The organism is Curtobacterium sp. PhB172, from assembly GCF_003752545.1.
In the GTDB taxonomy this organism is placed as follows: domain Bacteria; phylum Actinomycetota; class Actinomycetes; order Actinomycetales; family Microbacteriaceae; genus Curtobacterium.
In genome coordinates, this window is sequence record NZ_RKIF01000005.1 from 137009 (window position 1) to 159656 (window position 22648).

The 22648-nt window shown below is 71.0% G+C and carries 19 protein-coding genes; 8 read left to right on the plus strand and 11 right to left on the minus strand.

The window, feature by feature from the left end; all coding sequences use genetic code 11:
- Positions 1-4: 4 nt before the first annotated feature.
- From EDF42_RS01655 to EDF42_RS01665, 3 genes are read right to left on the minus strand one after another with little or no spacing between them, the layout of a single operon-like run.
- Positions 5-1948, minus strand: coding sequence for a prolyl oligopeptidase family serine peptidase (locus EDF42_RS01655; RefSeq protein WP_260234977.1), 1944 nt, complete (start codon positions 1946-1948; stop codon positions 5-7).
- 2 nt (positions 1949-1950) lie between these two features.
- Positions 1951-3735 (minus strand): N-acetylglutaminylglutamine amidotransferase, encoded by a 1785-nt coding sequence (locus EDF42_RS01660; RefSeq protein WP_123671563.1) that lies wholly within the window; start codon positions 3733-3735, stop codon positions 1951-1953.
- Complete coding sequence (locus EDF42_RS01665) at positions 3735-6302, minus strand: carboxylate--amine ligase/circularly permuted type 2 ATP-grasp protein (RefSeq protein WP_123671281.1); 2568 nt, start codon at positions 6300-6302, stop codon at positions 3735-3737. The genes EDF42_RS01660 and EDF42_RS01665 overlap by 1 nt, the downstream gene beginning before the upstream one ends.
- 86 nt (positions 6303-6388) lie before the next feature.
- Between EDF42_RS01665 and EDF42_RS01670 the strand changes: the two genes are divergently transcribed.
- Positions 6389-7105, plus strand: a complete 717-nt coding sequence (locus EDF42_RS01670; RefSeq protein WP_123671282.1) for an ABC transporter ATP-binding protein — start codon at positions 6389-6391, stop codon at positions 7103-7105.
- On the plus strand, positions 7102-8391 hold the full coding sequence (locus tag EDF42_RS01675) for a hypothetical protein (RefSeq protein ID WP_123671283.1): 1290 nt from the start codon (positions 7102-7104) through the stop codon (positions 8389-8391). The genes EDF42_RS01670 and EDF42_RS01675 overlap by 4 nt, the downstream gene beginning before the upstream one ends.
- Before the next feature lie 363 nt (positions 8392-8754).
- On the opposite strand, the gene EDF42_RS01680 is transcribed toward EDF42_RS01675, so the two are convergent.
- Genes EDF42_RS01680 through EDF42_RS01700 form a run of 5 tightly spaced genes read right to left on the minus strand, consistent with a single transcriptional unit; the run spans position 8755 to position 14434 of the window.
- The gene (locus tag EDF42_RS01680) at positions 8755-9615 is read right to left on the minus strand and encodes an ABC transporter permease (RefSeq protein ID WP_123671284.1); all 861 of its coding nucleotides are present in this window, start codon (positions 9613-9615) and stop codon (positions 8755-8757) included.
- Positions 9612-10547: an ABC transporter permease gene (locus tag EDF42_RS01685; RefSeq protein ID WP_123339295.1), complete on the minus strand. Its 936-nt coding sequence runs from the start codon at positions 10545-10547 to the stop codon at positions 9612-9614. Before EDF42_RS01685 ends, EDF42_RS01680 begins: the two co-directional genes overlap by 4 nt.
- Complete coding sequence (locus EDF42_RS01690) at positions 10544-11764, minus strand: PotD/PotF family extracellular solute-binding protein (RefSeq protein WP_221180461.1); 1221 nt, start codon at positions 11762-11764, stop codon at positions 10544-10546. The genes EDF42_RS01685 and EDF42_RS01690 overlap by 4 nt, the downstream gene beginning before the upstream one ends.
- Complete coding sequence (locus EDF42_RS01695; RefSeq protein ID WP_123292904.1) at positions 11761-12948, minus strand: ABC transporter ATP-binding protein; 1188 nt, start codon at positions 12946-12948, stop codon at positions 11761-11763. Before EDF42_RS01695 ends, EDF42_RS01690 begins: the two co-directional genes overlap by 4 nt.
- Before the next feature lie 31 nt (positions 12949-12979).
- Positions 12980-14434: an aminobutyraldehyde dehydrogenase gene (locus EDF42_RS01700; protein ID WP_123671285.1), complete on the minus strand. Its 1455-nt coding sequence runs from the start codon at positions 14432-14434 to the stop codon at positions 12980-12982.
- Between the two features lie 133 nt (positions 14435-14567).
- Between EDF42_RS01700 and EDF42_RS01705 the strand changes: the two genes are divergently transcribed.
- The 4 genes from EDF42_RS01705 to EDF42_RS01720 are packed head-to-tail and all read left to right on the plus strand — an operon-like array spanning position 14568 to position 19193.
- A complete protein-coding gene (locus EDF42_RS01705; protein ID WP_035809531.1) occupies positions 14568-15050 on the plus strand; it encodes an Lrp/AsnC family transcriptional regulator in 483 nt (160 codons plus the stop codon).
- Positions 15047-16489 carry an aspartate aminotransferase family protein gene (locus EDF42_RS01710; RefSeq protein WP_123292906.1) on the plus strand — a complete coding sequence of 481 codons (1443 nt, stop codon included), beginning with the start codon at positions 15047-15049 and terminating at the stop codon, positions 16487-16489. Before EDF42_RS01705 ends, EDF42_RS01710 begins: the two co-directional genes overlap by 4 nt.
- A 2-nt stretch (positions 16490-16491) precedes the next feature.
- Positions 16492-17856: an FAD-binding oxidoreductase gene (locus tag EDF42_RS01715; protein ID WP_123671286.1), complete on the plus strand. Its 1365-nt coding sequence runs from the start codon at positions 16492-16494 to the stop codon at positions 17854-17856.
- A complete protein-coding gene (locus EDF42_RS01720) occupies positions 17856-19193 on the plus strand; it encodes an NAD(P)/FAD-dependent oxidoreductase (RefSeq protein WP_123671287.1) in 1338 nt (445 codons plus the stop codon). The genes EDF42_RS01715 and EDF42_RS01720 overlap by 1 nt, the downstream gene beginning before the upstream one ends.
- Before the next feature lie 5 nt (positions 19194-19198).
- Here EDF42_RS01720 and EDF42_RS18600 read toward each other — a convergent pair whose 3' ends face one another.
- Positions 19199-19666, minus strand: coding sequence for a hypothetical protein (locus EDF42_RS18600; RefSeq protein WP_148053814.1), 468 nt, complete (start codon positions 19664-19666; stop codon positions 19199-19201).
- Between the two features lie 91 nt (positions 19667-19757).
- Here EDF42_RS18600 and EDF42_RS01725 point away from each other — a divergent pair, with 91 nt between their 5' ends.
- Positions 19758-20099 (plus strand): VanZ family protein, encoded by a 342-nt coding sequence (locus EDF42_RS01725; protein WP_123671288.1) that lies wholly within the window; start codon positions 19758-19760, stop codon positions 20097-20099.
- Positions 20100-20592: 493 nt separating this feature from the next.
- Positions 20593-21246 (plus strand): DUF1345 domain-containing protein, encoded by a 654-nt coding sequence (locus tag EDF42_RS01730; protein WP_123671289.1) that lies wholly within the window; start codon positions 20593-20595, stop codon positions 21244-21246.
- A gap of 6 nt (positions 21247-21252) precedes the next feature.
- On the opposite strand, the gene EDF42_RS01735 is transcribed toward EDF42_RS01730, so the two are convergent.
- Positions 21253-22071: an SDR family oxidoreductase gene (locus EDF42_RS01735; protein WP_123671290.1), complete on the minus strand. Its 819-nt coding sequence runs from the start codon at positions 22069-22071 to the stop codon at positions 21253-21255.
- Positions 22072-22177: 106 nt separating this feature from the next.
- Positions 22178-22618, minus strand: a complete 441-nt coding sequence (locus tag EDF42_RS01740; protein WP_123339303.1) for a VOC family protein — start codon at positions 22616-22618, stop codon at positions 22178-22180.
- Between the last annotated feature and the right edge of the window lie 30 nt (positions 22619-22648).

A 22648-nucleotide genomic window follows, 5' to 3' on the forward strand; every position in this document is an offset into this window, starting at 1 on the left:
CGCCTCACGCCAAGCGCGCCGCCACGAACTCGACCATCCGCCGCACCAGCAGCGCCCGCGACGATGCCCGCCGGTACTCGTGCCCCTCGCCTGCGAGCTCCAGGTACTCGACGTCGTGCGACCGCTCCCGCAGCGCCGCGACCACCTGGTGCGCCTCGCCGATGGGGACGTTCGTGTCGAGCTCGCCGTGCACGACGAGCAGCGGCGCCGTGACGTCGTCGATGGCACGCATCGGCGACAGGGCCGCGAGCAGCGCTTCGTCGTCGACGGGGTGCCCGTACTTCGTCGCAGCGGCAGAGGCGATCCACGGTTCGGTGTCCCGGTAGAACGTGGCGAAGTCACTCATCCCGCACACGGCGACACCGGCCGCGAACACGTCGGGCGTGAACGCCACCGACGCGAGGGTCACGTACCCGCCGTAGGAGCGGCCCTCGACGGCCACCCGGGAGCGGTCGGCGTACCCGTTCGACACCAGGAACCGTGCGCAGTCCACGACGTCGGCGAGCGCGTTCCACCGCAGGGCCAGGTCGTCGGCGTGCACGAACTCGTGTCCGTACCCGGACGATCCGCGGATGTTCGGGGCGAGGACGGTCACGCCCGCTGCGGCGAGCGCCTGGTGCTGCGGCGAGAACGTGGGTCGTTCCTGCGACTCCGGTCCGCCGTGCAGGTGGACGAGCGCTGCGCGCGGGCCGGGAGGAACGTCCCGCGTCACGTCGTCGGCATCCGCCACCGACGCGGCCGGCTCCACCGCCCGGTACAGCCAGCCGGTCAGCTCCAGTCCGTCACGCGCGGCGAACCGCTCGAGCGTCGGCTCGACCAGCTGCACGTCCGGCAGCGTGGGCACGTCGGTGACCCGGCTCCAGGTGAGTGCGTTCGTGTCGAGCCGCCACAGTTCGCGGGGTCGGGTCGGTCCCTCGACGGCGAGCAGCACGCTCCGGCCGTCGCGGCTCAGCACCGGGTCGGTGACGACGTACCCGGGCAGGTCGGGCACCGGGGTGCGCGAGGCGTCGTGGGTGTTGATGAGGTCGAGCTCGCTGCGCCCGTCGACGTTCCAGACGAGCAGCAGGGTCCGACCGGCGTCGTCGGCGTCGAGGTACTCGAGCTCGGCGTCGGCGCGCTCGATGATCCGTCGGGGTGTGCCGCGCCAGCCGTGCGGGCCGACCGGCTGCGCGACGAGTCCGCGGCGGGGCAGTCCGGCCTCGGTGGCGACGTAGGCGACGAGGGGGCTGGTCTCGCTCGCGGGCGAGGGCCGCAGGAACGCGATCTCGGCGGACCCGTCGGGGTCGTCGGCGAACAGGGCGTGGCTCTCGTCGGTCAGCCGGTCGACCACGACGACGAACTCCTGCCCACGCTGCCCGTCACTGAGCACGACGAGCCGTTCCTCCACCGACAGGTCGAGGATGTGGATGAGTTCGCCGACGGCCAGGTCGTCGCGGTCGCCGGACACCGGGTCGACCAGGTACGAGCGGGCCGGCTGGTCGGCTTCGGTCGAGGGCAGCGTGATGACGACCCGGTGCCCGCTGCGGCTCCACGGGCCGAGTTCGGCGTGCTGGTACCGCGAACCGGCGATCTGCGCGGCGTCGGTGCCGTCCGGCCGGACCACCCAGACCTGCTGCTTCACGCCGCCGTCGGTCGCGATCGCCACGGCGAGCCACTCCCCGTCGGACGACCACGACACCCGGATCACGGGGTCGTCGGACAGCGCGATCCGGACCGGTTCGGGCAGTTCGCCGTCGACGACGACGTCCTGCACGAACACCTCGGGGGTGCCGTGCCGGTCGGACACGAACGCCACGCGCCGGGCGTTCCGGGTCATGGTGGGGCCCCACGACCCCCAGGCGGCGGCGAGCCGCTCACCCAGGTCGGCCGCGGCCCTGGTCGTGACCGAGGGACGGACGTCGGCCGACGACGCGACGCTCGCCGCGCCTCCAGTCCGGAGGGAACCCACGTTCACCGCACCCCCTGCTGCTGCAGCCACATCTCGATCAGGCCGAGCTGCCAGAGCGCGTTCGCGCCGATCTCGGTCCGCGTGCTGTTCGGGTCCTGGAGCATCCGCTCGACCGTACCCGGGTCGAACAGGCCGCGTTCCCGCGCTTCCGGCGCGTGCAGTGCCGTGCGCACCCGCTCCAGGTAGGGGCCCTCGAGCTGCCGGATCGCGGGCACCGGGAACGACCCCTTGCTGCGGTCGATGACACTGTCGGGGACGGTGCCGCGCGACGCCCGCTTCATGACGCCCTTGCCGCCGTCCGACAGCTTGAGCGCGGGCGGGATCCCGCTGGCGAGCTCGACGAACTCGTGGTCCAGGAACGGCACGCGCGCCTCGAGCCCCCACGCCATCGTCATGTTGTCGACGCGCTTCACCGGGTCGTCGACGAGCATCGTCATCGTGTCGCTGCGGAGCGCAGCGTCGACGCTCGTCTCCGCGCCCGGAACCGCGAACGCAGCGTCCACGAACGCCGACGGGGTGTCGTCGTCGCTCTTCCAGCGCTCCCCGAGCAGCCCCTGCAGCGCCGGCCAGCGGCGGTCCATGAACACGGAGCGGTAGGCCTCGGCGGCCTGGTCGCGGGGGACGTCGGCGAGCGGCGGGTACCAGTCGTAGCCGGCGAGCACCTCGTCGGCACCCTGGCCGGACTGCACGACCTTGACGTGCTGCGAGACCTCCTGCGACAGCAGGTAGAACGCGACGCAGTCGTGGCTGACCATCGGCTCGCTCATGGCGGCGACGGCACCGTCGATGCCGTCGAGCAGGCGCGTCGAGGGGATGTGGATGCGGTGGTGGTCGGTGCCGAAGTGCTCCGCGACCTGGTCCGAGTACTCGAACTCGTCGCCGGATTCACCGCCCGCAGCCTCGAAGCCGATGCTGAACGTGGCGAGGCCCTGCTGCCCGGCCTCGGCGAGCAGTCCGACGACCAGGGACGAGTCGATGCCGCCGGACAGCAGCACGCCCACGGGGACGTCGGCCACCATGCGGCGCTCGACCGCGGTGCGGAGCGACCCGATGAACGCCTGCTCCCAGTCGCGATCGGTCCAGTCGGCCTTGCCCGGGTCGCGTTCGAACCGCGGCTCCCAGTAGACGGTGTCGCGGGATGTGCCGTCGCGCTCGATCACCCGGACCGTGGCGGGCGGGAGCTTGCCGACGCCGGACAGGATCGTGCGGGGTGCGGGCACGATCGAGTGGAAGCTCATGTAGGACGCGAAGGCGACGGGGTCGATGGACGTGTCGATGCCGCCGCCGGCCAGCACCGCGGGCAGGGACGACGCGAAGCGGAGCCCGCCACGTACCCGTGCCACGTACAACGGCTTGATGCCGAGCCGGTCCCGCGCGAGCACGAGTCGGCCGCTGGCGTGTTCCCAGATCGCGATGGCGAACATGCCGATCAGGTGCTCGACGAAGGCCGTGCCCCACTCGGCGTAGGCGACGGCGATGACCTCGGTGTCCGACGTCGAGAAGAACTCGTGGCCCTTGCCGCGCAGCTCGTCACGCAGCTGCTCGTAGTTGTAGACCATGCCGTTGTAGGCGATCGTCAGTCCGGCCCGGGGCAGCACCATCGGCTGCGCACCGGCGGTGGACAGGTCGACGATCGACAGCCGTCGGTGCCCGAGCGCGACCGGCCCGCGTGCCCACAGCCCGTCACCGTCGGGGCCGCGGTGCACCATGCACCCGGTCATCCGCGCCACCGCTCCGACGTCCGGGGCCGTGCCGTCGAACCGGATCTCGCCCGCGAGTCCACACATCAGCGCTCTCCCTCGGCCGCCGCCGTCGCGGCGGATCCCACGATCCACGTGTCCTTGGCCCCGCCGCCGCGCGACGAGTTCACGACCATGCTGCCCTCGGGCGCGACCCGGGTCAGCGCGACGTCGGCCAGGTGCGCGTCGTCCGCTCCGGTCCCGGTCAGGTAGACGAACGCGCGCAGGTCGACGTGCCGTGGGTCGAGGCCCGCCGGTCCGATGGTCGGGTGCGACGACAGCTGCACCACTTCCTGCCCGACCCAACCAGCAGGATCCGCGGCGATCTCACGCCGTCGCTCGGCCACCTCGGGAGCGCTCGCGCTCGGCCCGATCAGGACCCCGCGTCCGCCTTCGCCGTCGACCGGCTTCGTCACGAGTTCTCCGACCCGGTCGAGGACCGACAGGCGTTCGCCCTCGATGCTCGTGCGGTACGTCGGCACCGACTCGAGCAGCGGCTTCTCGTCCAGGTAGTACCAGATCAGGTCCGGCACGTTGACGTACATCGCCTTGTCGTCGACCAGGGCGTTGCCCGGAGCGTTCGACAGGTGGACGTGTCCGGCCTCGGCGACGTCGAGGACGCGGGCGCCCAGCTCCGGCGCGTGGTCAGCAGTCAGGGCCCGCACGTCGCGGTCGATCCGCAGGTACAGCCCGTCGAGCACGTCGCCGGTCGTCGCGTCGACCACGCGTCCGTCACGGACGTCCAGGTCGGACCCGGCCAGGAGGCGCAGCCCGGCTCCGTCGGCGAGCCTGCGGTGCTCGAACCACGCGCCGGCGGCTGGGCCGTCGCTGACGAGTGCGAGCACCGGTTCCGGGTTGCCGGTCACCGCGGTCGCGTTGGTGCGCAGGGTCTCGCGCAGGCGGTCGGTCACGCCGTGCGGATCCCGCAACAGCGCCGGACGGGGCGCGTCGGGCACGACGGCGTCCATGAGCTCGCGGAGGGCGATGCCGTACGCCACCCCGGAGGGCGAGCGCACGTTGTCCTCGAGCACCCGCCAGCCGCCGAACTCGTTCCGCACCAGGTCGAAGCCGAGCACGGGTGCCCGCACCGCGTGACCGGGCAGGCGCGAGGCGTCGGGGTCCCAGCCGTTCGCACCGACGAACTGGTGCTCGTCCATGACCCCGTCGGCCACGATCCGCCGCTCGCCGTACACGTCGCGCAGGAACAGCTCGATCGCCCGTGCGCGCTGCCCGAGGCCGCGCTCCAGCTGCGACCACTCGTACGCGCTGATCGTCCGCGGCACCAGGTCGCACCCGAACGCCTGAACGCCGCCGTCCACGACGAAGCCGACCTCGTGCTCGCGGGCCCAGGCGTCGCGTGCGGCGCAGTGCTCGTTCGTCGTGTCGGCGTCCCAGGCGGTGAAGTACGTCGCCAGGTCGCGGAACGCCGGACGGGGGCGGGCACCGGGGCCGACCGCTTCGTCGCCGGCGCGCACGCGGTACCCGGGGACCGCGACCGCCGGGTCCTCGTCACGTCCGGACGGCGTGCCGGCGGTGTCCTCGACCACCAGGGCGACGACGTCGTCGAGCTCACCGCGCTCGGCGTACGCGGTGCGCTGTCGATCGGTGGAGTTGCCGCGGGCCAGGGTGTCCTCGAGCAGGTCCGTGACGGTGCCCCAGTCGCCGAGCTCCTCGAGTTCCGGGCGCAGGCGGGACACCAGTTGCCGGACGGCGACCTCGGCGGGCAGGCGGTCCGGGTGCTGCCCGAGGCCGAGCAGTTCGCCGCTCAGCCCCGTGCGCGCTGCCTGCCACATCGCTGCACGGTGCAGGGGTTCGCTGCGGGGGTGCCACTCGGCGCCCGACTCGACGGCGATCTCGGCCTTCCGCACCGCGGCCCGGAACAACCCGGCGATGAGCACCGCGTCGTCGACGATCGGGGTGGCGTCGCAGACCCGGAGTTCGAGCGTCGGAGCGTGCGACGACGGCCGCACGTCGAAGTACGCCATCTTCTTGTCGGCGATCACCCCCGACGCGATCAGGTCGTCCAGCACCTTGTCGTACTCCGCCGCGTTCGACACCCGTCCGAAGCTGCCGGCCGACGGCCACCGCTGCCAGATGATGCTGCGGAACGACGAGTACCCGGTGTCCTGCCCGTTCCAGAACGGACTCGACGCGCTCAGGGCCAGCAGCACCGGCAGCACCGGCGCGACCCGTTGGGCGATCTGCACCGCCAGGTCGCGGTCGCTCACCCCGACGTGCACCTGCAGGCCGCAGATGAGCTGCTCGTCGACGAGCATCCGGTACTGCTCCTGCATCCGGCCGTAGCGTCCGCCGCTGGTCAGTTCGAAGTCGGCGTACTCGGACCGCGGCGCCGTCCCGACCGACGCGATGGTGACCCCTGCCGGTGCGATCGCGGCGCTGAGCTCTCGGCGCAGGTCGACGATCACCCGCCGCAGGTCGTCGAGGGTGCGCACCACGGGGGTGTTCGTCTCGATGGTCGTGCGCTGCAGTTCCGCGCCGAAGCGGTCGGCGGGCAGCTTGGGCAGAAGGCGCGGGGCCTTCGCGGAAAGTCGGCCGGACTCGAGGTCGATGAGGTGCAGCTCTTCCTCGGCGCCGAGCGTCAGCTCTGCACTCATGGCTGGAACCTACGCGCGGCGGCTGTGGTGCGCGCCGCGGCACACTGCCCGACGCATGCTCGTAACATATGTCATATATTGGATCGATGACTGCACTCATCGAGTCCACGGCGCTGACGCGTCGGTTCCCCAGTTCCGCAGGCCGTGACGTGACCGTCCTCGACGATGTCACCTTGACCATCGGCCGCGGCGAACTCGTCACGATCGTCGGGCCCAGCGGCTCCGGCAAGTCGACGCTCCTCCAGTGCCTGTCCGGACTGGACGCCCCGACCGCCGGCACCGTGCGCATCGACGGCACCGACCTCGCCACTCTCCGCGGAGACGCCCTCGCAGCGTTCCGCCGAGACCACCTCGGGTTCGTGTTCCAGTCGTACAACCTCATCCCGGCGCTGACGGCGTTCGAGAACGTGGCGCTGCCCCTCCGACTGTCGACCGGATCCGTCGATCGCGCCGTCGTCCGGGACGCCCTCGACGCGGTGGGACTGACGGCGGTCGCCCGGTACCGTCCCGGACAGCTCTCCGGTGGACAGCAGCAGCGTGTCGCGATCGCCCGCACCATCGTCACGGCACCCGACGTGGTGTTCGCCGACGAACCGACCGGCGCCCTCGACACCGAGTCCGGTGCCCGTGTGCTCGAACTCCTGCGAGCGGCGGCCGTCGGGCAACGCTCCGTGGTGATGGTCACGCACGACCTCGAAGCCGCGGCGCTCGGCGACCGAGTGCTCGTCCTGCGCGACGGTCGGCTGCATCGTGAGCTCATCGATCCGTCGGTGACCGACGTCCTCGCGGCGGTGTCCCGGTGATCACGCGACTCGTCCTCGCCGAGGTCCTCCGGGCCTGGCGACTCTGGGTCTCGACGTTCGTCGTCATGGTCCTCGCAGCCGTCGTCGCGCTCGTCTGCGCTGGCGACGTCTCGACCGCTGCGGGGATCGCCGACCTGGCGGACGCCGACGCCCTCCGCAACCACGCGCTGGTGTTCGGCGCGATGAACGCCATCGTCGTCATCGGGGCGCTCAACGTCCTCGTGACGTTCTCGATCCGGATCCAGCGCCGGAACCACGCGCTCTGGCAGTTCGGTGGCATCGGCCCGGCGCTGATCCGACGCGTGGTCTTCGCGCAGGCCGCGACGGTGTCACTGGCCGCGTTCGCCGTGGCCCTCGCGGTGATGCCCTTCACGCTGCAGTCCCTGATGGCCTTCCTCTCCGCCCCGATGCGGAGCACGGGCAGCCCGGCCCTGGAACCCCGTCTCGGCGTGCCCGAGGGGCTCATCGCCTTCGCAGCCTTCGAGCTCACCGTGCTGCTGAGTGCGATCGGTGCCGCGCGGGCCGCCTCGAGCACTCCGGCGCTGTTCGCCGTCCGTGAGCCCGAGCTCGAACCACCGCGACCGAGCGTCGGCCGCAAGGTGATCGTGTGGGTGTCCGGCGGGGTTGCCATCGCGCTGTACGCCCTCAACCTCATGGGCGAGCGCGGGATCTCGATGGTCTTCCTCGTGCCGGTCATGGTCTGCGTCATCGCCGCGGCACCGTGGCTCTGCCGAGCGCTGGTCTCCGGGTGGACTGCGGCACTGCCAGGGTCACCCGCCGCGTGGTTCCTCGCGCGCGAGTCGCTGCGGTACCACCTCACGCGCAGCCACTCCGCGATCGCCCTGCTCTCCGTGGCGATGCTGCTCGGGTCGCTCACCGGCTTGGCGGGCGTGTGGGACTCCCCCGCGTACTACCTCGGCGGCCTCGCGATCTTCGGCGGGCCGGTGCTCATCGTCCTCTTCACCGGCGCTGCCACCGTCGTGATGACCACGCTCAGCCGACGACGCGACGTGGCCCTGCTCGTCGCGACCGGCGGCACGTTCCGGACGGCGCTCGTCGCGGCGGTCCTCGAAGCCGTCGCCGTCGTGGTCACGGCTGTCCTCATCGCGCTTCCGTTGGCGTTGGCGAGTGGGCCCGCCGCACTGACGACCTGGACGGACCCGCTCCGGCCACTGCCGTTCGTGGTCGCGATCGGGCTCGTCATCATGGTCGCCGCGACGGTCTCGCCAGTGCTGCAGGCACGGCGTCGGGCGCTCGGCCCGCAGCTCGTGGACACGGCGGTCTGAGCACACGACGGTCACCCCGTGCGGACCTCGCCACCCCGCGCGAGGTTCCACGCACCGTGCCCGGTTACAAGCACGCACCATGCGGTCAACCTCGCACCAGCCCGCGCAACCCGCACCGTGCTGTGGACGCACCGCACAGGCGGACGGGAGGCACGGCGCCCGTCCGCCACGCGCCTCCCGTCCGCACCGTGCGCACCGTGCGCACCGTGCGCACCTCGCCACCCCGTGCGAGGTTCCACGCACCGTGCGCCGCTACAAGCACGAACCATGCGGTCAACCTCGCACCAGCCCGCCAAAGCCGCACCGTGCGACCCGCGCCAACCTCGCACCAGCCCGCACAACCCGCACCGTGCAGGCCGGCGCCTACCCGCGCGTCCGGGCCAGGCGCCGGTTCAGCGCCCCGTTCAGCAGCGCCACGAGCAGCCCCACCGCGAACACGAGCGTCCCGAAGCACAGCACCTGCGGCGGCATCCCGGCCTTCGCGGCGCCGTAGACGAACAGGGGGAACGTGACCGCGGGCCCGGCGACGAACGAGGTGATGACGTAGTCGTCGATCGACATCGCGAGCGCGAGCAGCCCGGCCGCGAGCATGCCCGGTGCGAGCAACGGCAGGGTCACGAGCCGGAAGGCCTGGAACGGCGTCGCCCCGAGGTCGCTCGCTGCCTCTTCGAGCACCCGCGACGTGCCGGAGATCCGGGCGCGGAGCACCACCACGACGTACGCGACGTCGAACGCCACGTGGGTGATGAGCACGGTCAGGAACCCGGTGCCGAGCCCCACCGACAGGAAGAACGACAGCGACGCCGAGCCGACCACGATCGAGGGCGCCGCGATGTCCGCGAACACGACGGCGTTCACGGCACCGCGACCGGGGAACCGGTACCGCTCGAGCGCGAGGGCCAGCGGCAGCCCGATCGCGACCGAGATGATCGCGGCCAGGAACGCGACGACGACCGAGGTGACGAACGCGGCTCCGAGCCCGGACACGTTGACCAGGTTCGCGTACCAGTACGTCGTGAAGCCGTTCCACGCGAACGACAGCCGGTTCGTCGGGGCGTCGTTGAACGAGTACACGATCATGTAGACGATCGGGACGAGCGTGATCGCGATGGTGACCCAGTAGACGATCGCGAGCCACGGCCCGCGGCGGTTCACGCCGTGGCGGTGGACGACGGGCGACGAGGTGGTCACGGTGGACGGACGAGAGGGTGCGACGGCGGTCATACGAGGTCCTCGAGGTCGTCGGTGCCGGAGACGCGGGCGTAGATGAACAGGATGATGCCGAGCACGACCATGAGCACGGTCGACAGTGCCGCGGCGACGTTGTACTGCTGGTTGCCGGAGTAGGCGTCCTGGATCGCCTGGCCGATCGTGTACGTGTTCGTGCCGCCGAGCAGCGCCGAGTTCACCGGGTCGCCGACGCTGTCGATGAACACGAGCAGGACGCCGGCGAAGATGCCCGAGCGGGACAGCGGCAGCGTGGTGTGCCAGAACGCCCGGAACTTGCCGGCGTAGAGGTCGTTGGCGGCCTCGCCGAGTCGCGGGTCGATGCGTTCGAGCGCGGCGTAGATCGGCAGCACCATGAACGCCAGGTCGTTGTAGGCGTCGCCGAAGATCACCGCGCCGCCGGTGCCGAGGATGTGGAAGTCCTTGCCTGCCAGGCCGATCGCCTGCAGGAAGGTGACGACCGGACCCTGCGACGCGAGCACGAACGCCCACATGTCGGTGCGGATGATGAACGACACCAGGAAGCTCACGAACACGAGCATGAGCAGCGGGTTCTTCCACCGCGGGGACACCCGGAAGGCGATGAAGTACGCCACCGGGTACCCGACGATGATGGTCACGACCGTGGCGGCGGCGCCGTACCAGAGGGACCGGAGCAGGAACGTCAGGTAGGGCACCTGCGGGTCGATGAACAGGGAGCCGTAGATCCCCCAGTTCCACGTGAAGGTGTACCCGTCGTCCGGGTTGCCCGACATGAGCGAGACGATGAGCCCGGAAACGAGTGGGATGACGAAGAACACGCAGAGGTAGGCGGTGCCGACCAACGCGAGCAGGAAGGGCGTGCTGCGACGGCGGCCCCGACGGACCGGTGCCGGACCAGCACCCGGTGTCGGTGCGGCACCCGGGCCGGCGACCCCGACGGCGGTCACGACTGCACCACCGCGTTGAAGATGCCGTTCCACTCCGAGTACTCGTCGTAGTTCTCGAACACCCGGAACTCGTGCGACCGGTCCAGCACGTCGGAGTCCGGGAAGACCAGCGGGCTGTCCGCCACCGTCGCGTCGTCGAGCTCGTCACGGACGTAGGCCTCGGCGCTGGGGACCGGGCAGACGTAGTTGACCCAGTCCTCGACGATGCCCGCGATCTTCGGCGTGTAGTAGAAGTCCATCCACTCGAGGGCGGCCACCGGGTTCGCTGCCTGCCGGGGGATCATGAGGTTGTCGTGCCACATCATCTGGCCCTCCTCCGGCGTCACGAACTTCAGGTCCTCGAACCCGGACTGCTGCGCCTGGAAGACGTCGCCGGACCAGGCCTGGGTGATCCAGGTGTCGCCGTTCTCGAGCTTGTTGATGTAGCTCTGGTCGTAGAAGCCGGTCACGCTCGGGCGCAGTTTCCGCAACCACGCCTGCGCTTTCCGCCAGTCCGCCGGGGTGGACGTCTCCGGGGCGATGCCGTTCGCGAGCAGTCCGAGGGAACCGAGCTCGGTGTTGTCGCTCATCAGCCCGACGCGGCCGGCGAACGCCGGGTCGAGCAGGTCCTGGAACGAGGTGATCTCGCGGTCGATGTACTTCGGGTTGTAGGCGATCCCGGTGAACCCGGTCTGCCAGACGACGGAGTGCTTGTTGCCGGGGTCGTACGTCGGGTCCTTCACCGAGTCACCCGCGTTCGCCGCGAAGTTCGGCAGCCGCGAGTGGTCGAGCTCGCACACGAAGCCGTTCTTGATCATCTGGGTCAGCTCGAACCCGTTGGTCATCACGACCAGGTCGTAGCCGGTGGCACCCTGCGCCCGCAGGATCGGCGAGACGGTCGCGTAGAACGTCGCGTTGTCCTGGATCACCGCCTGGTAGTCGACGCTGATGCCGGTGGCCTGCTGGAACAGCGCGAGCGACTCGGACTTGCCGTGGTCGGAGTCGATGTAGAGCGGCCAGTTCGCGAAGTTCAGCTGCTTCGTCGCCTTGGCGTCCTTCCAGAACGCGGTCCAGTCGACGGCGTTCTCGGCGCCGGAGGCGGCTGAGCCCTTGATGCTGCAGCCCGTGAGCAGCGCCGCGAGCGCGGCGGCTCCTCCGCCGGCGAGCAGGCCGCGTCGGCTGACGCGCACGGACGTCAGTCCGCGCAGCAGGTCCGGGCCGGGTCCCCCGCCGGTCACGCGAGCGATCCTGCCGTGGCGGGTGCGGACTGGAGGCCCGTGGCGGCGTGGGTGGTGACGGTCTGGTCGGACGCGGGGTGCGCCTCCAGGCCGAAACCGTGGTCGACGCCCCACGTGAGCCAGACCTCGGTGCCGGTGGCGATCCGCGGTCCGCCCTTCGAGTTCTGCGCGAAGACGGAGACGCGGCCGGCGCCGGGGACGTCCACCAGGTACTGCGTGCTGACCCCGGAGAACGAGACGTCGACCACACGGCCGGGGCCGAGGATGTTGCGGCCGGCTTCGGGGGTGGGCTCCGAGGTGCGGATCTTGAGCTTCTCGGGACGGACGCCGACGACGACGCTGCCCGAGGTCCGGACGGCGCGGTCGGCCGGGACGGCGATGGTGCCCGCCGGCGTTGCGACCACGAGCAGCGGGCCGTCGGTGCCGCGGACCTCGCCCTCGAGCAGGTTCGACTGGCCGAGGAAGTTCGCGACGAACGCGGTCCGGGGCAGTTCGTACAGGTCCTGGGGGCTGCCCATCTGCTCGATCCGGCCGCCGTTCATGACGGCGACCGTGTCGGCCATCGTCATCGCTTCTTCCTGGTCGTGGGTGACGTGCAGGAAGGTGAGTCCGACCTCGGCCTGGATCGTCTTGAGTTCGAGCTGCATCTGGTGGCGGAGCTTCAGGTCCAGCGCACCGAGCGGCTCGTCGAGCAGCAGGAGTGCCGGCCGGTTGACGATCGCGCGGGCCAGGGCGACGCGTTGCTGCATGCCGCCGGACAGGGAGGCGGGGCGCTTGTCGGCCGAGGCGTCGAGTTCGACCAGGTGCAGGGCCTCGCGCGCCTTCGTCATCGGGTCCGGGATCCGTCGCCGCTTCAGGCCGAACGCGACGTTGTCGAGCACGCTCATGTGCGGGAACAGCGCGTAGTTCTGGAACACCGTGTTGACGGGCCGCTGGTAGGGCTTCGTGTCGGTGACGTCCTCGCCGCCGATCGTGATGGTGCCGCTCGTGGGCTCCTCGAGCCCGGCGACGAGCCGCAACGTCGTGGTCTTGCCGCAGCCGGAGGGGCCGAGCAGGGCGAAGAACGAGCCGGCCGGCACCGTCAGGTCCAGCGCGTCGACCGCGGTGTGTCCGGGGAACGACTTGGTGATCTGCTCGAGTCGGAGATCGGCTCCGGATTCGGCGAACGTGCCGGTCATTGCCATGGTGCCTCCTGCTGCTTCGGAAGGATCGGGGTCAGCCGATGTAGGACATGACGTGCTTGATGCGGGTGTAGTCGTCGAACCCGTACTGGGACAGGTCCTTGCCGTAGCCGGAGTGCTTGAAGCCGCCGTGCGGCATCTCGGCGACGATCGGGATGTGGGTGTTGATCCACACGCACCCGAAGTCCAGGTCACGGGCGAAGCGCATCGCCCGTGAGTGGTCGGTCGTCCACACCGAGCTCGCGAGCCCGTACTCGACGTCGTTCGCGGCACGCAGTGCTTCGTCCTCGGTCGTGAAGCGCTGCACGGTCTGCACGGGACCGAACACCTCTTGCTGCACGATGCGGTCGGTCTGGCGCAGGCCGGACACGATCGTGGCCTGGTGGAAGTAGCCGACGTCGCCCTGCCGCCCGCCGCCGAGCTCGATCGTGGCGTGGTCGGGCAGGGTGTCGACGAAGGACCGGACCTGGGCGAGCTGGTTCGCGTTGTTCACCGGGCCGAAGTACGGGGTGGTCGTGTCGGCGCCGGTGGTCGCGGTCGCACGTGCCGAGGCGGCGAGCGCCGCCACGAACTCGTCGTGGATGCCGTCCTGCACGAGCACCCGGGTGGCGGCGGTGCAGTCCTGCCCGGCGTTGAAGAACCCCGCGGCGACGATCCCGGCGACGGCGGACGGGATGTCGGCGTCGTCGAACACGATCACCGGGGCCTTGCCGCCGAGCTCGAGGTGGGTGCGCTTCAGGTCGCCGGCGGCGGCGCGGGCGACCTCCGTGCCCGCGCGGACCGACCCGGTGATGGACACGAGCTGCGGGGTGGGGTGGTCGATCATCGCGGCGCCGGTGGTGCGGTCGCCGACGACGACGTTGAGCACGCCGGGCGGCAGGAACTCGGCGGCGACCTCGGCGAGCAGCAGGGTGGAGAGCGGGGTGGTGTCGCTCGGCTTGAGCACGGTGGTGTTCCCCGCGGCGAGCGCCGGGGCGAACTTCCACACCGCCATGTTGAGCGGGTAGTTCCACGGGGTGACCTGGGCGACGACGCCGATGGGCTCGCGCCGGACGAACGAGGTGTGGTCGGCCATGTACTCGCCGGCGCTGCGGCCCTCGAGGTTGCGGGCGGCTCCGGCGAAGAAGCGGATCTGGTCGACGGACAGCAGGATCTCGTCCTCGACCAGGGTGGCCCGGGGCTTGCCGGTGTCGAGGGACTCGAGGTCGGCGAACTCCGATGCCCGCTGCTCCATGGCGTCCGCGATCCGGAACAGCGCGAGCTGCCGTTCGCCGGGGGTCGTGCGGCGCCAGGTCGCGAAGGCGGTGCTCGCGCTGGTGAAGGCCGCGTCGACGTCGGCAGCCGTGGACACGGGGGACGTGCCGTAGACCTGCTCGGTGGTGGGGTCGACCAGGTCGAACCGGGTGTCCGTGCCCGACTCGACGAACGACCCACCGACGAAGTTGCGCACCTCGTGCGTCGTGGTCACCGTTTCCGTCGTGTCCAGCATGGCGGTGATCCTGACACGGATTCCGGCGGCGCGGAAGACGGATTCGGAGGTTGTGGAGAACCGTAACAACGGAAATCGTCGCGAAACACGGTGTTCACAACGGAATCCCTTGCGCGCTCCGAGCCTCGCTGCCATGCTGTCCGGCATGGCGGCAGCACCACGACGTCCGGGACCGATCGACGACACCTCGAAGCGGATCATCGAACAACTCCAGGCGGACGGCCGCCGTCCCTACGGCGAGATCGGCAAGGCCGTCGGTCTCAGCGAGGCGGCGGTCCGGCAGCGCGTCCAGAAGCTCACCGAGACCGGCGTCATGCAGATCGTCGCGGTCACCGACCCGATGCAGCTCGGCTTCCACCGGCAGGCGATGATCGGCATCCGGGTCAGCGGCGACACCCGAACCGTCGCCGATGCCCTCGAACAGCTGCCGGCGGTCGACTACCTCGTCATGACCGCCGGCAGCTTCGACCTGATGGTCGAGGTCGTCTGCGAGGACGACGACGACCTGATCGAACTGCTCAACGGCACGATCCGGGCCATCCCGGGCGTCGCCGGCACCGAGACCTTCGTCTACCTGCAACTCCGCAAACAGCTCTACGACTGGGGAACGCGATGACCATCTCAGACCAGACGACCGGACAGCCCACGCGGCTCCACTCCTACGACCCGTTCGCCCCGGTCGACGACGCCGACCTGCAGCGGAAGTCCCGGGACCACCTGTGGATGCACTTCGCCCGACACGGCGCGAACCAGGCCGGTGCCGACGTGCCGATCATGGTGCGCGGCGAGGGCCACCACGTCTACGACAGCCACGGCAAGGGCTACATCGACGGGCTCTCCGGCCTGTTCGTCGTCGCCGCCGGCCACGGTCGGAAGCGCCTGGCCGAGATGGCCGCGAAGCAGGCGGAGACGCTGAGCTTCTTCCCGATCTGGTCCTACGCGCACCCGGCGGCCATCGAGCTCGCCGACCGCCTGGCCGAGCACGCCCCCGGCGACCTCAACAAGGTCTTCTACTCGACGGGCGGCGGCGAAGCGGTGGAGACCGCCTTCAAGCTCGCGAAGTACTACTGGAAGCTCCAGGGCAAGCCCATGAAGCACAAGGTCATCTCGCGCGCGGTCGCCTACCACGGCACCCCGCAGGGTGCCCTGGCGATCACCGGCATCCCGGCGATGAAGCAGATGTTCGAGCCCCTGACGCCCGGTGGGTTCCGGGTGCCGAACACGAACTACTACCGCGCCGAGGAGATGGGCTTCCCGGGCGGCACCGAGGAGCAGTTCGGCTTCTGGGCGGCCGAGCGCATCCGCGAGATGATCGAGTTCGAGGGCCCCGACACCGTCGCGGCGGTGTTCCTCGAACCGGTGCAGAACTCCGGCGGCTGCTTCACCCCGCCGCCCGGGTACTTCCAGCGGGTGCGCGAGATCTGCGACGAGTACGACGTCCTGCTCGTCTCGGACGAGGTGATCTGCGCCTTCGGCCGGATCGGCACCATGTTCGCCTGCGACACCTACGACTTCGTGCCGGACATGATCACGTGCGCGAAGGCGATGACCTCGGGCTACTCCCCCATCGGCGCGACCATCATCAGCGACAAGCTCTTCGAGCCGTTCTCCAAGGGCGACACGACCTTCTACCACGGGTACACGTTCGGTGGGCACCCGGTGTCGGCCGCCGTCGCGATGGAGAACCTCGACATCTTCGAGGAAGAGGGCCTGCTCGCGAACGTGCGACAGAACGCCCCGCTGTTCAAGGCCGAGCTCGACACCCTGAAGGACCTGCCGATCGTCGGTGACGTCCGCGGTGACGGCTACTTCTACGGCATCGAGCTCGTCAAGGACAAGGCCACCAAGACGACCTTCGACGACGACGAGTCCGAGCGGCTGCTGCGCGGGTTCCTGTCGAAGGCCCTGTTCGACGCCGGGCTGTACTGCCGGGCCGACGACCGCGGTGACCCGGTCGTGCAGCTCGCTCCGCCGCTGACCATCGGGCAGCCGGAGTTCCGCGAGATCACCTCGATCCTGCGGAGCGTCCTGTCCGAGGCCTCGTCGAAGATCTGACCGTGAGCGGCTACCGGGGCGTCTCGTTCTGGCTCGACCAGCTCGCGTCCACCGGACGCGACGACCTGGCGCCCCGGCCACCGCTCGACGGCGACACGACCGCGGACGTCGCGATCGTCGGCGGTGGACTGACGGGTCTCTGGACCGCCTGGTACCTGCACCAGGCCGACCCGGGCCTCCAGATCGTCGTCCTGGAACGCGAGATCGCCGGGTTCGGCGCCTCCGGCCGCAACGGGGGCTGGTGCTCGGCGCTGTTCCCGCGCTCCGCCGAGTCCGTCGCGCGCGAGCACGGCCACGACGCCGCCCTCGCGCTGCGCGCAGCGATGCGCGACACCGTCGACGAGGTCGGCCGTGCAGCGTCCGAAGCCGGGGTCGACTGCGACTACGTGAAGGGCGGCACCGTCCTCTACGCACGGTCCGCCGTGCAGGAACGCGCGGCGCACGACGAGGTCGCCTCGTCGGCCGAGTGGGGCGACGCCATGACCTGGCGCCCGGCGCGATCCGGCGACGCCGCCGGATCGGCGGGGGTCGCGTGGACCCCGGACTGCGCGCGGGTGCAGCCCGCAGCACTGGTGCGTGGCCTGGCGGCCGCCCTGGAGGCCCGGGGCGTCCGGATCGCAGAGCACACGCCCGCCTCGTCGTGGGACCACGGACATGTGGTCACGTCGCGTGGGACCGTCACGGCCGGCGCGGTCGTCATCGCGGTCGAGGGGTACGGCGCACAGCTCGAACAGACGAAGCGGCGGATCCTGCCGCTCTACTCGCTCATGATCGCGACCGCTCCGCTACCCGCGGCGGTGTGGGACCGCATCGGCCTGGAGCACGGGCAGACGTTCTCCGACTACCGGCACCTGCTCGTGTACGGCCAGCGCACGGCGGACGACCGACTGGCGTTCGGCGGACGCGGAGCCCGTTACCACTGGGGGTCCGCGATCACCCCCGGCTACGACCGGGTACCACGCGTGTTCGAGCACCTGCGGCGTTCCCTGGTGGAGCTGTTCCCCGCCGTCGCCGACGCCCCGATCACCCACACGTGGGGCGGCCCGCTCGGGGTGCCGCGCGACTGGTGCGCGTCCGTCACCTGGGACGGGCACGTCGGCACCGCCGGCGGCTACGTCGGTGACGGACTCTCCACGACGAACCTGGCCGGGCGGACGCTCGCCGACCTCGTGCGCGGGGTCGCGTCGCCGCTCACCGCGCTGCCGTGGGTGAACCACCGCTCACCCGACTGGGAGCCCGAGCCACTCCGGTTCCTCGGGGCGAACGCCGGGCTCGTGGCGACCGACCTGGCCGACCGCGAAGAAGCCCTGACCGGACGGCCGAGCCTGGCCGCGCGGCTGATGGCACCGTTGACCGGAGGGCACTGATGGTTGCACTCGATGCCGACGTCGTCGTGGTGGGGGCCGGGGTCGCCGGGCTCGCTGCTGCCCGGGCACTCGCACTCGACGGCCAGCGGGTGGTCGTGCTCGAGGCCCGCGACCGGATCGGCGGCCGAACCTGGACCGACACGGCGCTCGGCGTGCCCGTGGACCTCGGCGCCTCGTGGATCCACGGTGTCGACGGCAACCCGCTCTGGGCCCTGGCTCCCCGCTTCGGCATCGAGACCGTGGAGTTCACCGTCGGGAGCTTCCAGTTCGACGGCCGGCCGATCGCGTGGCACGGCCCCTCCGGCGCACCGCTGTCCGCTGCGGAGGCGTCGGCGTTCGTCGCGGACCTGCACACCGTCGACGCCGCCCTGGACACCGTCGTCGCACACGCTCCACCGCCCTCGACGTACGCGGCCGCCGTCGACACCGTGCTGCGGTCCCTGCAGTGGCAGGGCGACCGGGCCGCGCGGGTCCGCGAGTACATGGCCCACCGCTCCGAGGACCTCTGCGGCGCACCCGTGACCGTCCTCGACGCCCGCGGCCTCGAAGAGGAACACGTCCCCGGCGACGAGGTGGTGTTCCCCGGCGGCTACGCGCAGTACGCCGCCGCCCTGGCCGAGGGGCTCGACGTCCGGCTGTCCGCGGTCGTGCGGTCGGTGACGCAGTCCGCGACGGGTGTCGTGGTCGGACTCGCCGACGGGTCGTCGGTCACGGCGGACGACGTCGTCGTGACCGTCCCGCTCGGGGTGCTGCAGGCCGGCGACGTGACGTTCGACCCGCCGCTCGCCGAGGCGGTCACCGGTGCGATGGGCCGGCTCGGGATGGGGGTCTACGACAAGGTGTTCCTGCGGTTCCCGGAGCGGTTCTGGGGCGAGTCGTGGGTGGTCCGCCAGCAGGGGTCGGCCGGTGTCGACTGGCACTCCTGGTACGACATGTCCCGCGTGACCGGAGCGCCGGTACTGGCCGCACTGGTCGGCGGGACCGGCGCCCGGCGCCTCGAGACCCTGCCGGACGCCATGATCGTGGAAGAGGGCATCGGCGGCCTGCGGCGGATGTTCGGCCCGTCGGTCCCCGAACCCGAGGCGTTCCGCATCACCCGGTGGGCCGACGACCCGTTCGCACGCGGCTCGTACTCGTACCTGCACGTCGGGGCGTCGCCGGACGACCACGACCTGCTCGGTGCGCCGTCCGGCCGGGTGCAGCTCGCCGGCGAGGCCACGTGGGGCGACGACCCGGCGACCGTGCACGGCGCGCTGCTGTCCGGACTGCGGGCGGCCGGGCGGTTGCTCGGCTCCGAGGTCGACCCGCTCGTGCTCGCGACGCCCGTCAGCGGCTGATCCGCTCAGTCGAAGGCGGGGGTGTCGACCGAGCACGTCACGGGCTCACCCGCCGCAGCGGTCTCCGTGGCGATCTCGCGCTTGCCGTCGAGCAGGATCCGGCAGGTCGCCGTCGCACCCCGCGCCGGGGTCGCCCGGACCGAGGCGCGCTGCTCGGCGAGGACGATCGACTCGTGCTCCCAGGTACCCGTCTTCTGCGTGCTCGTCTCCTCCGTGCTCGTCTTCTGCGTGCTCGTCTCCTGCGTGCCGAGCCGGTGCACCTCCGGGGCGTCGCCGCGCTTCTCGGCGCCCTCGACGCGCACGTCGGTGAGCGCGGCCCCGCTCGGCTGGTCGACGCTGACCTCGTAGGTCACGGACCAGGCATCGCCCGTCTGCTGCTGGACGAAGCTGCACCCGGTCGCGAGCACCGCGACGGAGCCGGCGACCACAACGGCGGCGAGGAGACGGACGGTGGGACGGTTGCGTTCGGACATGCCATCAGCCTGCGCACCGAGCGCCCGCGGATCGTCCCCCGGGCGACGCGACCCCGTGCGACGACGGATCGATCCCGGGTCCTCCGAGCGGTTGACATCGGCTCCGTCCGCCCTGGCGGTCAGTACCGTCGACCCGGCGTCCGCGCAGGTCCTGTTCAACGTGCTGCTCTTCGTGCCCCTCGGTGCTCTCGCCCGGCACGCGGTCGCCCGGAGGCGCGTGTTCACCGGCCTGCTCGCGAACACCACCGGCGCCATGGTCGGCACGCTCCTCGCTCCGCTCGTGGGACTGCTCGCCGGGTCGGGGCGGGCCACCGACGCGGACGCCCCGCGCCCGGTCACCGCGGTGTGGGCGACCCGCGGCCGGCGCGGGTTGGCGCTCGCGGTGATCCGGGCGGACGTCGAGGACGACCGGGTGCCGGCGCGCGTCGACTGAGCGGCTCCCGACGGGTGCCCCGCGCCGGCAAGAGCGCGGGACACCCTGGGCTCAACCCTTGCGCCACACGTCGTGCAGGAACCGGGCCAGGGTCACGAGCAACGTCGCGATCCCCAACCACGGCACCTGACGGCGTCGACGCGGTTCGTCGTCGGAGGACATCCGAACCACCTTCCGTGTCAGCGCCGGCGGACACGAAGAGCAGGGGCCGAGGGACGTGCGACCCGACGGTGATCGAGTTACAGTTGTTCCGAGTTCAAGCTCGGGACGCGTTCTGTCCCTCGTTCTCCACTCGGAGAGCAAATCGAAGCCCATCGCTGTTTGCCCAGCGGTGGGCTTCATCCTTGCTCGGGCCACGCTCCGGCGGTGACGCGGCCCGCCACCAGCCTACTGATGTTCCAGGTGCCGGTGAGAGTGACACGGCTGCCCTGCTGACCGGACCCTCACGGGTCGCACGGGCCCGGAACGATGTTCGAGTGCCACACTCGGAGCCGTGACGACGACGCGGACCACACACCGGCACGAGCACCGCGCGCCGGTGGCGATCGCCGTCCTGGTGAACCTCGGGCTCAGCCTGTTCCTGCCGAGCGAGGTGCTGTTCTTCCCGTCGTGGGTGGTCCCGGTGCTCGGCGTCCTGCTGCTGATCCCGCTCGTCGTCTTCAACCCGCGACGACTGACCCGCGAGACGACCTGGTCGCGGTGGGTGTCCTTCTCGTTGGCGATCCTGCTCACCGTCGCGAACCAGCTGACCGTGGTCCGGACGATCGAGGTGCTCCTCGGTGGCCAGGCCGACGGCGGTGCCGTGCTGCTCACCGCCCTGCAGGTGTGGGTGAGCACGATCATCGCGTTCGGGCTCGTGTACTGGGAGCTCGACCGGGGCGGGCCGGTGGCCCGACGGCGTCCGGAGCTGTGGACGAGTGACGAGGCAGACTTCCAGTTCCCACAGGAGACCGACCCGAAGACCGCTGCGTGGCGACCGGTCTACCTCGACTACCTCTACGTCGCGATGACGAACATGGTCGCGTTCAGCCCGACGGACACGATGCCGATGACCGTGCGCGCGAAGATGATCATGGCCTACCAGGCACTCGGCGGGTTCATCCTGCTGGCCCTGGTCATCTCGCGCGCGGTCAACATCATCAGCTGAGGTCGCTCAGGAGCCGTGTGCTTCCTCCGACACCGGCTGCCACTCGCGCCAGGTCGCCAGGCGGGACGCGTAGTCCTGCTCGGCGATGCCGAGCGGCGCCTTGCCGAAGAAGACGCGCAGGGGCGGCTGCTCGGCGTCGACGACCTTCAGGATCGCCGAGCGGGTCGCCTCGGGCTTGCCGGGGTCGGCGGCCGACGGGCGCTTCGACGCGGCCTCGCGGACGTCGGCGTAGGCGGCGATCTCGTCGCTCTTCTTCGACGACGGTCCGGACCAGTCGGTCGAGAAGCCGCCCGGCTCGATGAGCGTCACGTGGATGCCGAAGCCGGCGACCTCCTGCGACAGGGACTGCGACAGCCCCTCGAGCGCCCACTTCGACGCGTGGTAGGCGCCGACGGTCGGGAACGCGCTGATCCCGCCGATGCTCGAGACCTGGATGACGTGCCCGGAACCCTGCTCCCGCATGATCGGAAGCGCGGCCTGGGTCACCCAGAGCGCTCCGAACAGGTTCGTCTCGAGCTGGGCGCGGACGTCGTCCTCGGTGAGTTCCTCGACCATGCCGAAGTGGCCGTAGCCGGCGTTGTTCACGACGACGTCGAGCGAGCCGAAGTGCTCCGCCGCGCGCTGCACGGCCGCGAAGTCCGCGGCACGGTCGGTCACGTCGAGCTGCAGTCCGAGGAACGTGTCCGGGTACTGGTCGACGAGTGCTTGCACGTCGTCGGTGTCGCGGGCCGTGCCGGCGACGGAGTCTCCACGTTCGAGGGCGGCTTCCGCCCACTCGCGGCCGAAGCCCTTCGACGCTCCGGTGATGAACCAGGTCTTGCTCATGCTGTCTCCTCCTGAGATCTGACGCGATCAGGCAACGCTCCCCGCTTCCGTGGCACCTGGAGGTCCGGGTGACGGACGCGGCAAGCGGACACCAGCGGACCGCGACTCAGGGTCGAGGTGCCGCGAACTCCAGGTTGACGTCGTCGGGGTCCTGCACGGACAGGATCACCAGGCCGAACGGCGGCAGGTCGGTGACGTCGCCGTGCTCGATGCCGGCGGCGTCCAGCCGCTCGACGGCGGCGTGCAGGTCGTCGACGGACCCGACGCGGAACGACACGTGGTCGAGGCCGACTCGGTCGGGATCGAACCGGTCCTCGGCGGGGGCGACCGGTCGCAGGCCGAGCGTCTGCCCGCCGAACGTGAACGAGCACCCGCCGTAGGTCCGCCACGGGTCGTCGTGGATCGTCGGGTCGTCGATCTGGTCGCTGAAGTCACTGCCGGGCGACATGCCGAACAGCTGCTCGTAGAAGGCCTTGCTCCGGCGGATGTCCGTGACCGTGAGGCGCACGTGCGAGAAGCCGAGCGGCGTGACGATGGGTTCGCTCATCACCCCACCCAACTCCCCCTGGGCCTTGCG

Coding starts and splice junctions, on each gene's coding strand:
- EDF42_RS01670 (WP_123671282.1), top strand. CDS start 6,389: ATGACTGCACTCATCGAGTCCACGGCGCTGACGCGTCGGTTCCCCAGT.
- EDF42_RS01700 (WP_123671285.1), bottom strand. CDS start 14,434: ATGCTGGACACGACGGAAACGGTGACCACGACGCACGAGGTGCGCAAC.
- EDF42_RS01705 (WP_035809531.1), top strand. CDS start 14,568: ATGCTGTCCGGCATGGCGGCAGCACCACGACGTCCGGGACCGATCGAC.
- EDF42_RS18600 (WP_148053814.1), bottom strand. CDS start 19,666: ATGTCCGAACGCAACCGTCCCACCGTCCGTCTCCTCGCCGCCGTTGTG.
- EDF42_RS01695 (WP_123292904.1), bottom strand. CDS start 12,948: ATGGCAATGACCGGCACGTTCGCCGAATCCGGAGCCGATCTCCGACTC.
- EDF42_RS01735 (WP_123671290.1), bottom strand. CDS start 22,071: ATGAGCAAGACCTGGTTCATCACCGGAGCGTCGAAGGGCTTCGGCCGC.
- EDF42_RS01660 (WP_123671563.1), bottom strand. CDS start 3,735: ATGTGTGGACTCGCGGGCGAGATCCGGTTCGACGGCACGGCCCCGGAC.
- EDF42_RS01740 (WP_123339303.1), bottom strand. CDS start 22,618: ATGAGCGAACCCATCGTCACGCCGCTCGGCTTCTCGCACGTGCGCCTC.
- EDF42_RS01680 (WP_123671284.1), bottom strand. CDS start 9,615: ATGACCGCCGTCGCACCCTCTCGTCCGTCCACCGTGACCACCTCGTCG.
- EDF42_RS01665 (WP_123671281.1), bottom strand. CDS start 6,302: ATGAGTGCAGAGCTGACGCTCGGCGCCGAGGAAGAGCTGCACCTCATC.
- EDF42_RS01720 (WP_123671287.1), top strand. CDS start 17,856: ATGGTTGCACTCGATGCCGACGTCGTCGTGGTGGGGGCCGGGGTCGCC.
- EDF42_RS01710 (WP_123292906.1), top strand. CDS start 15,047: ATGACCATCTCAGACCAGACGACCGGACAGCCCACGCGGCTCCACTCC.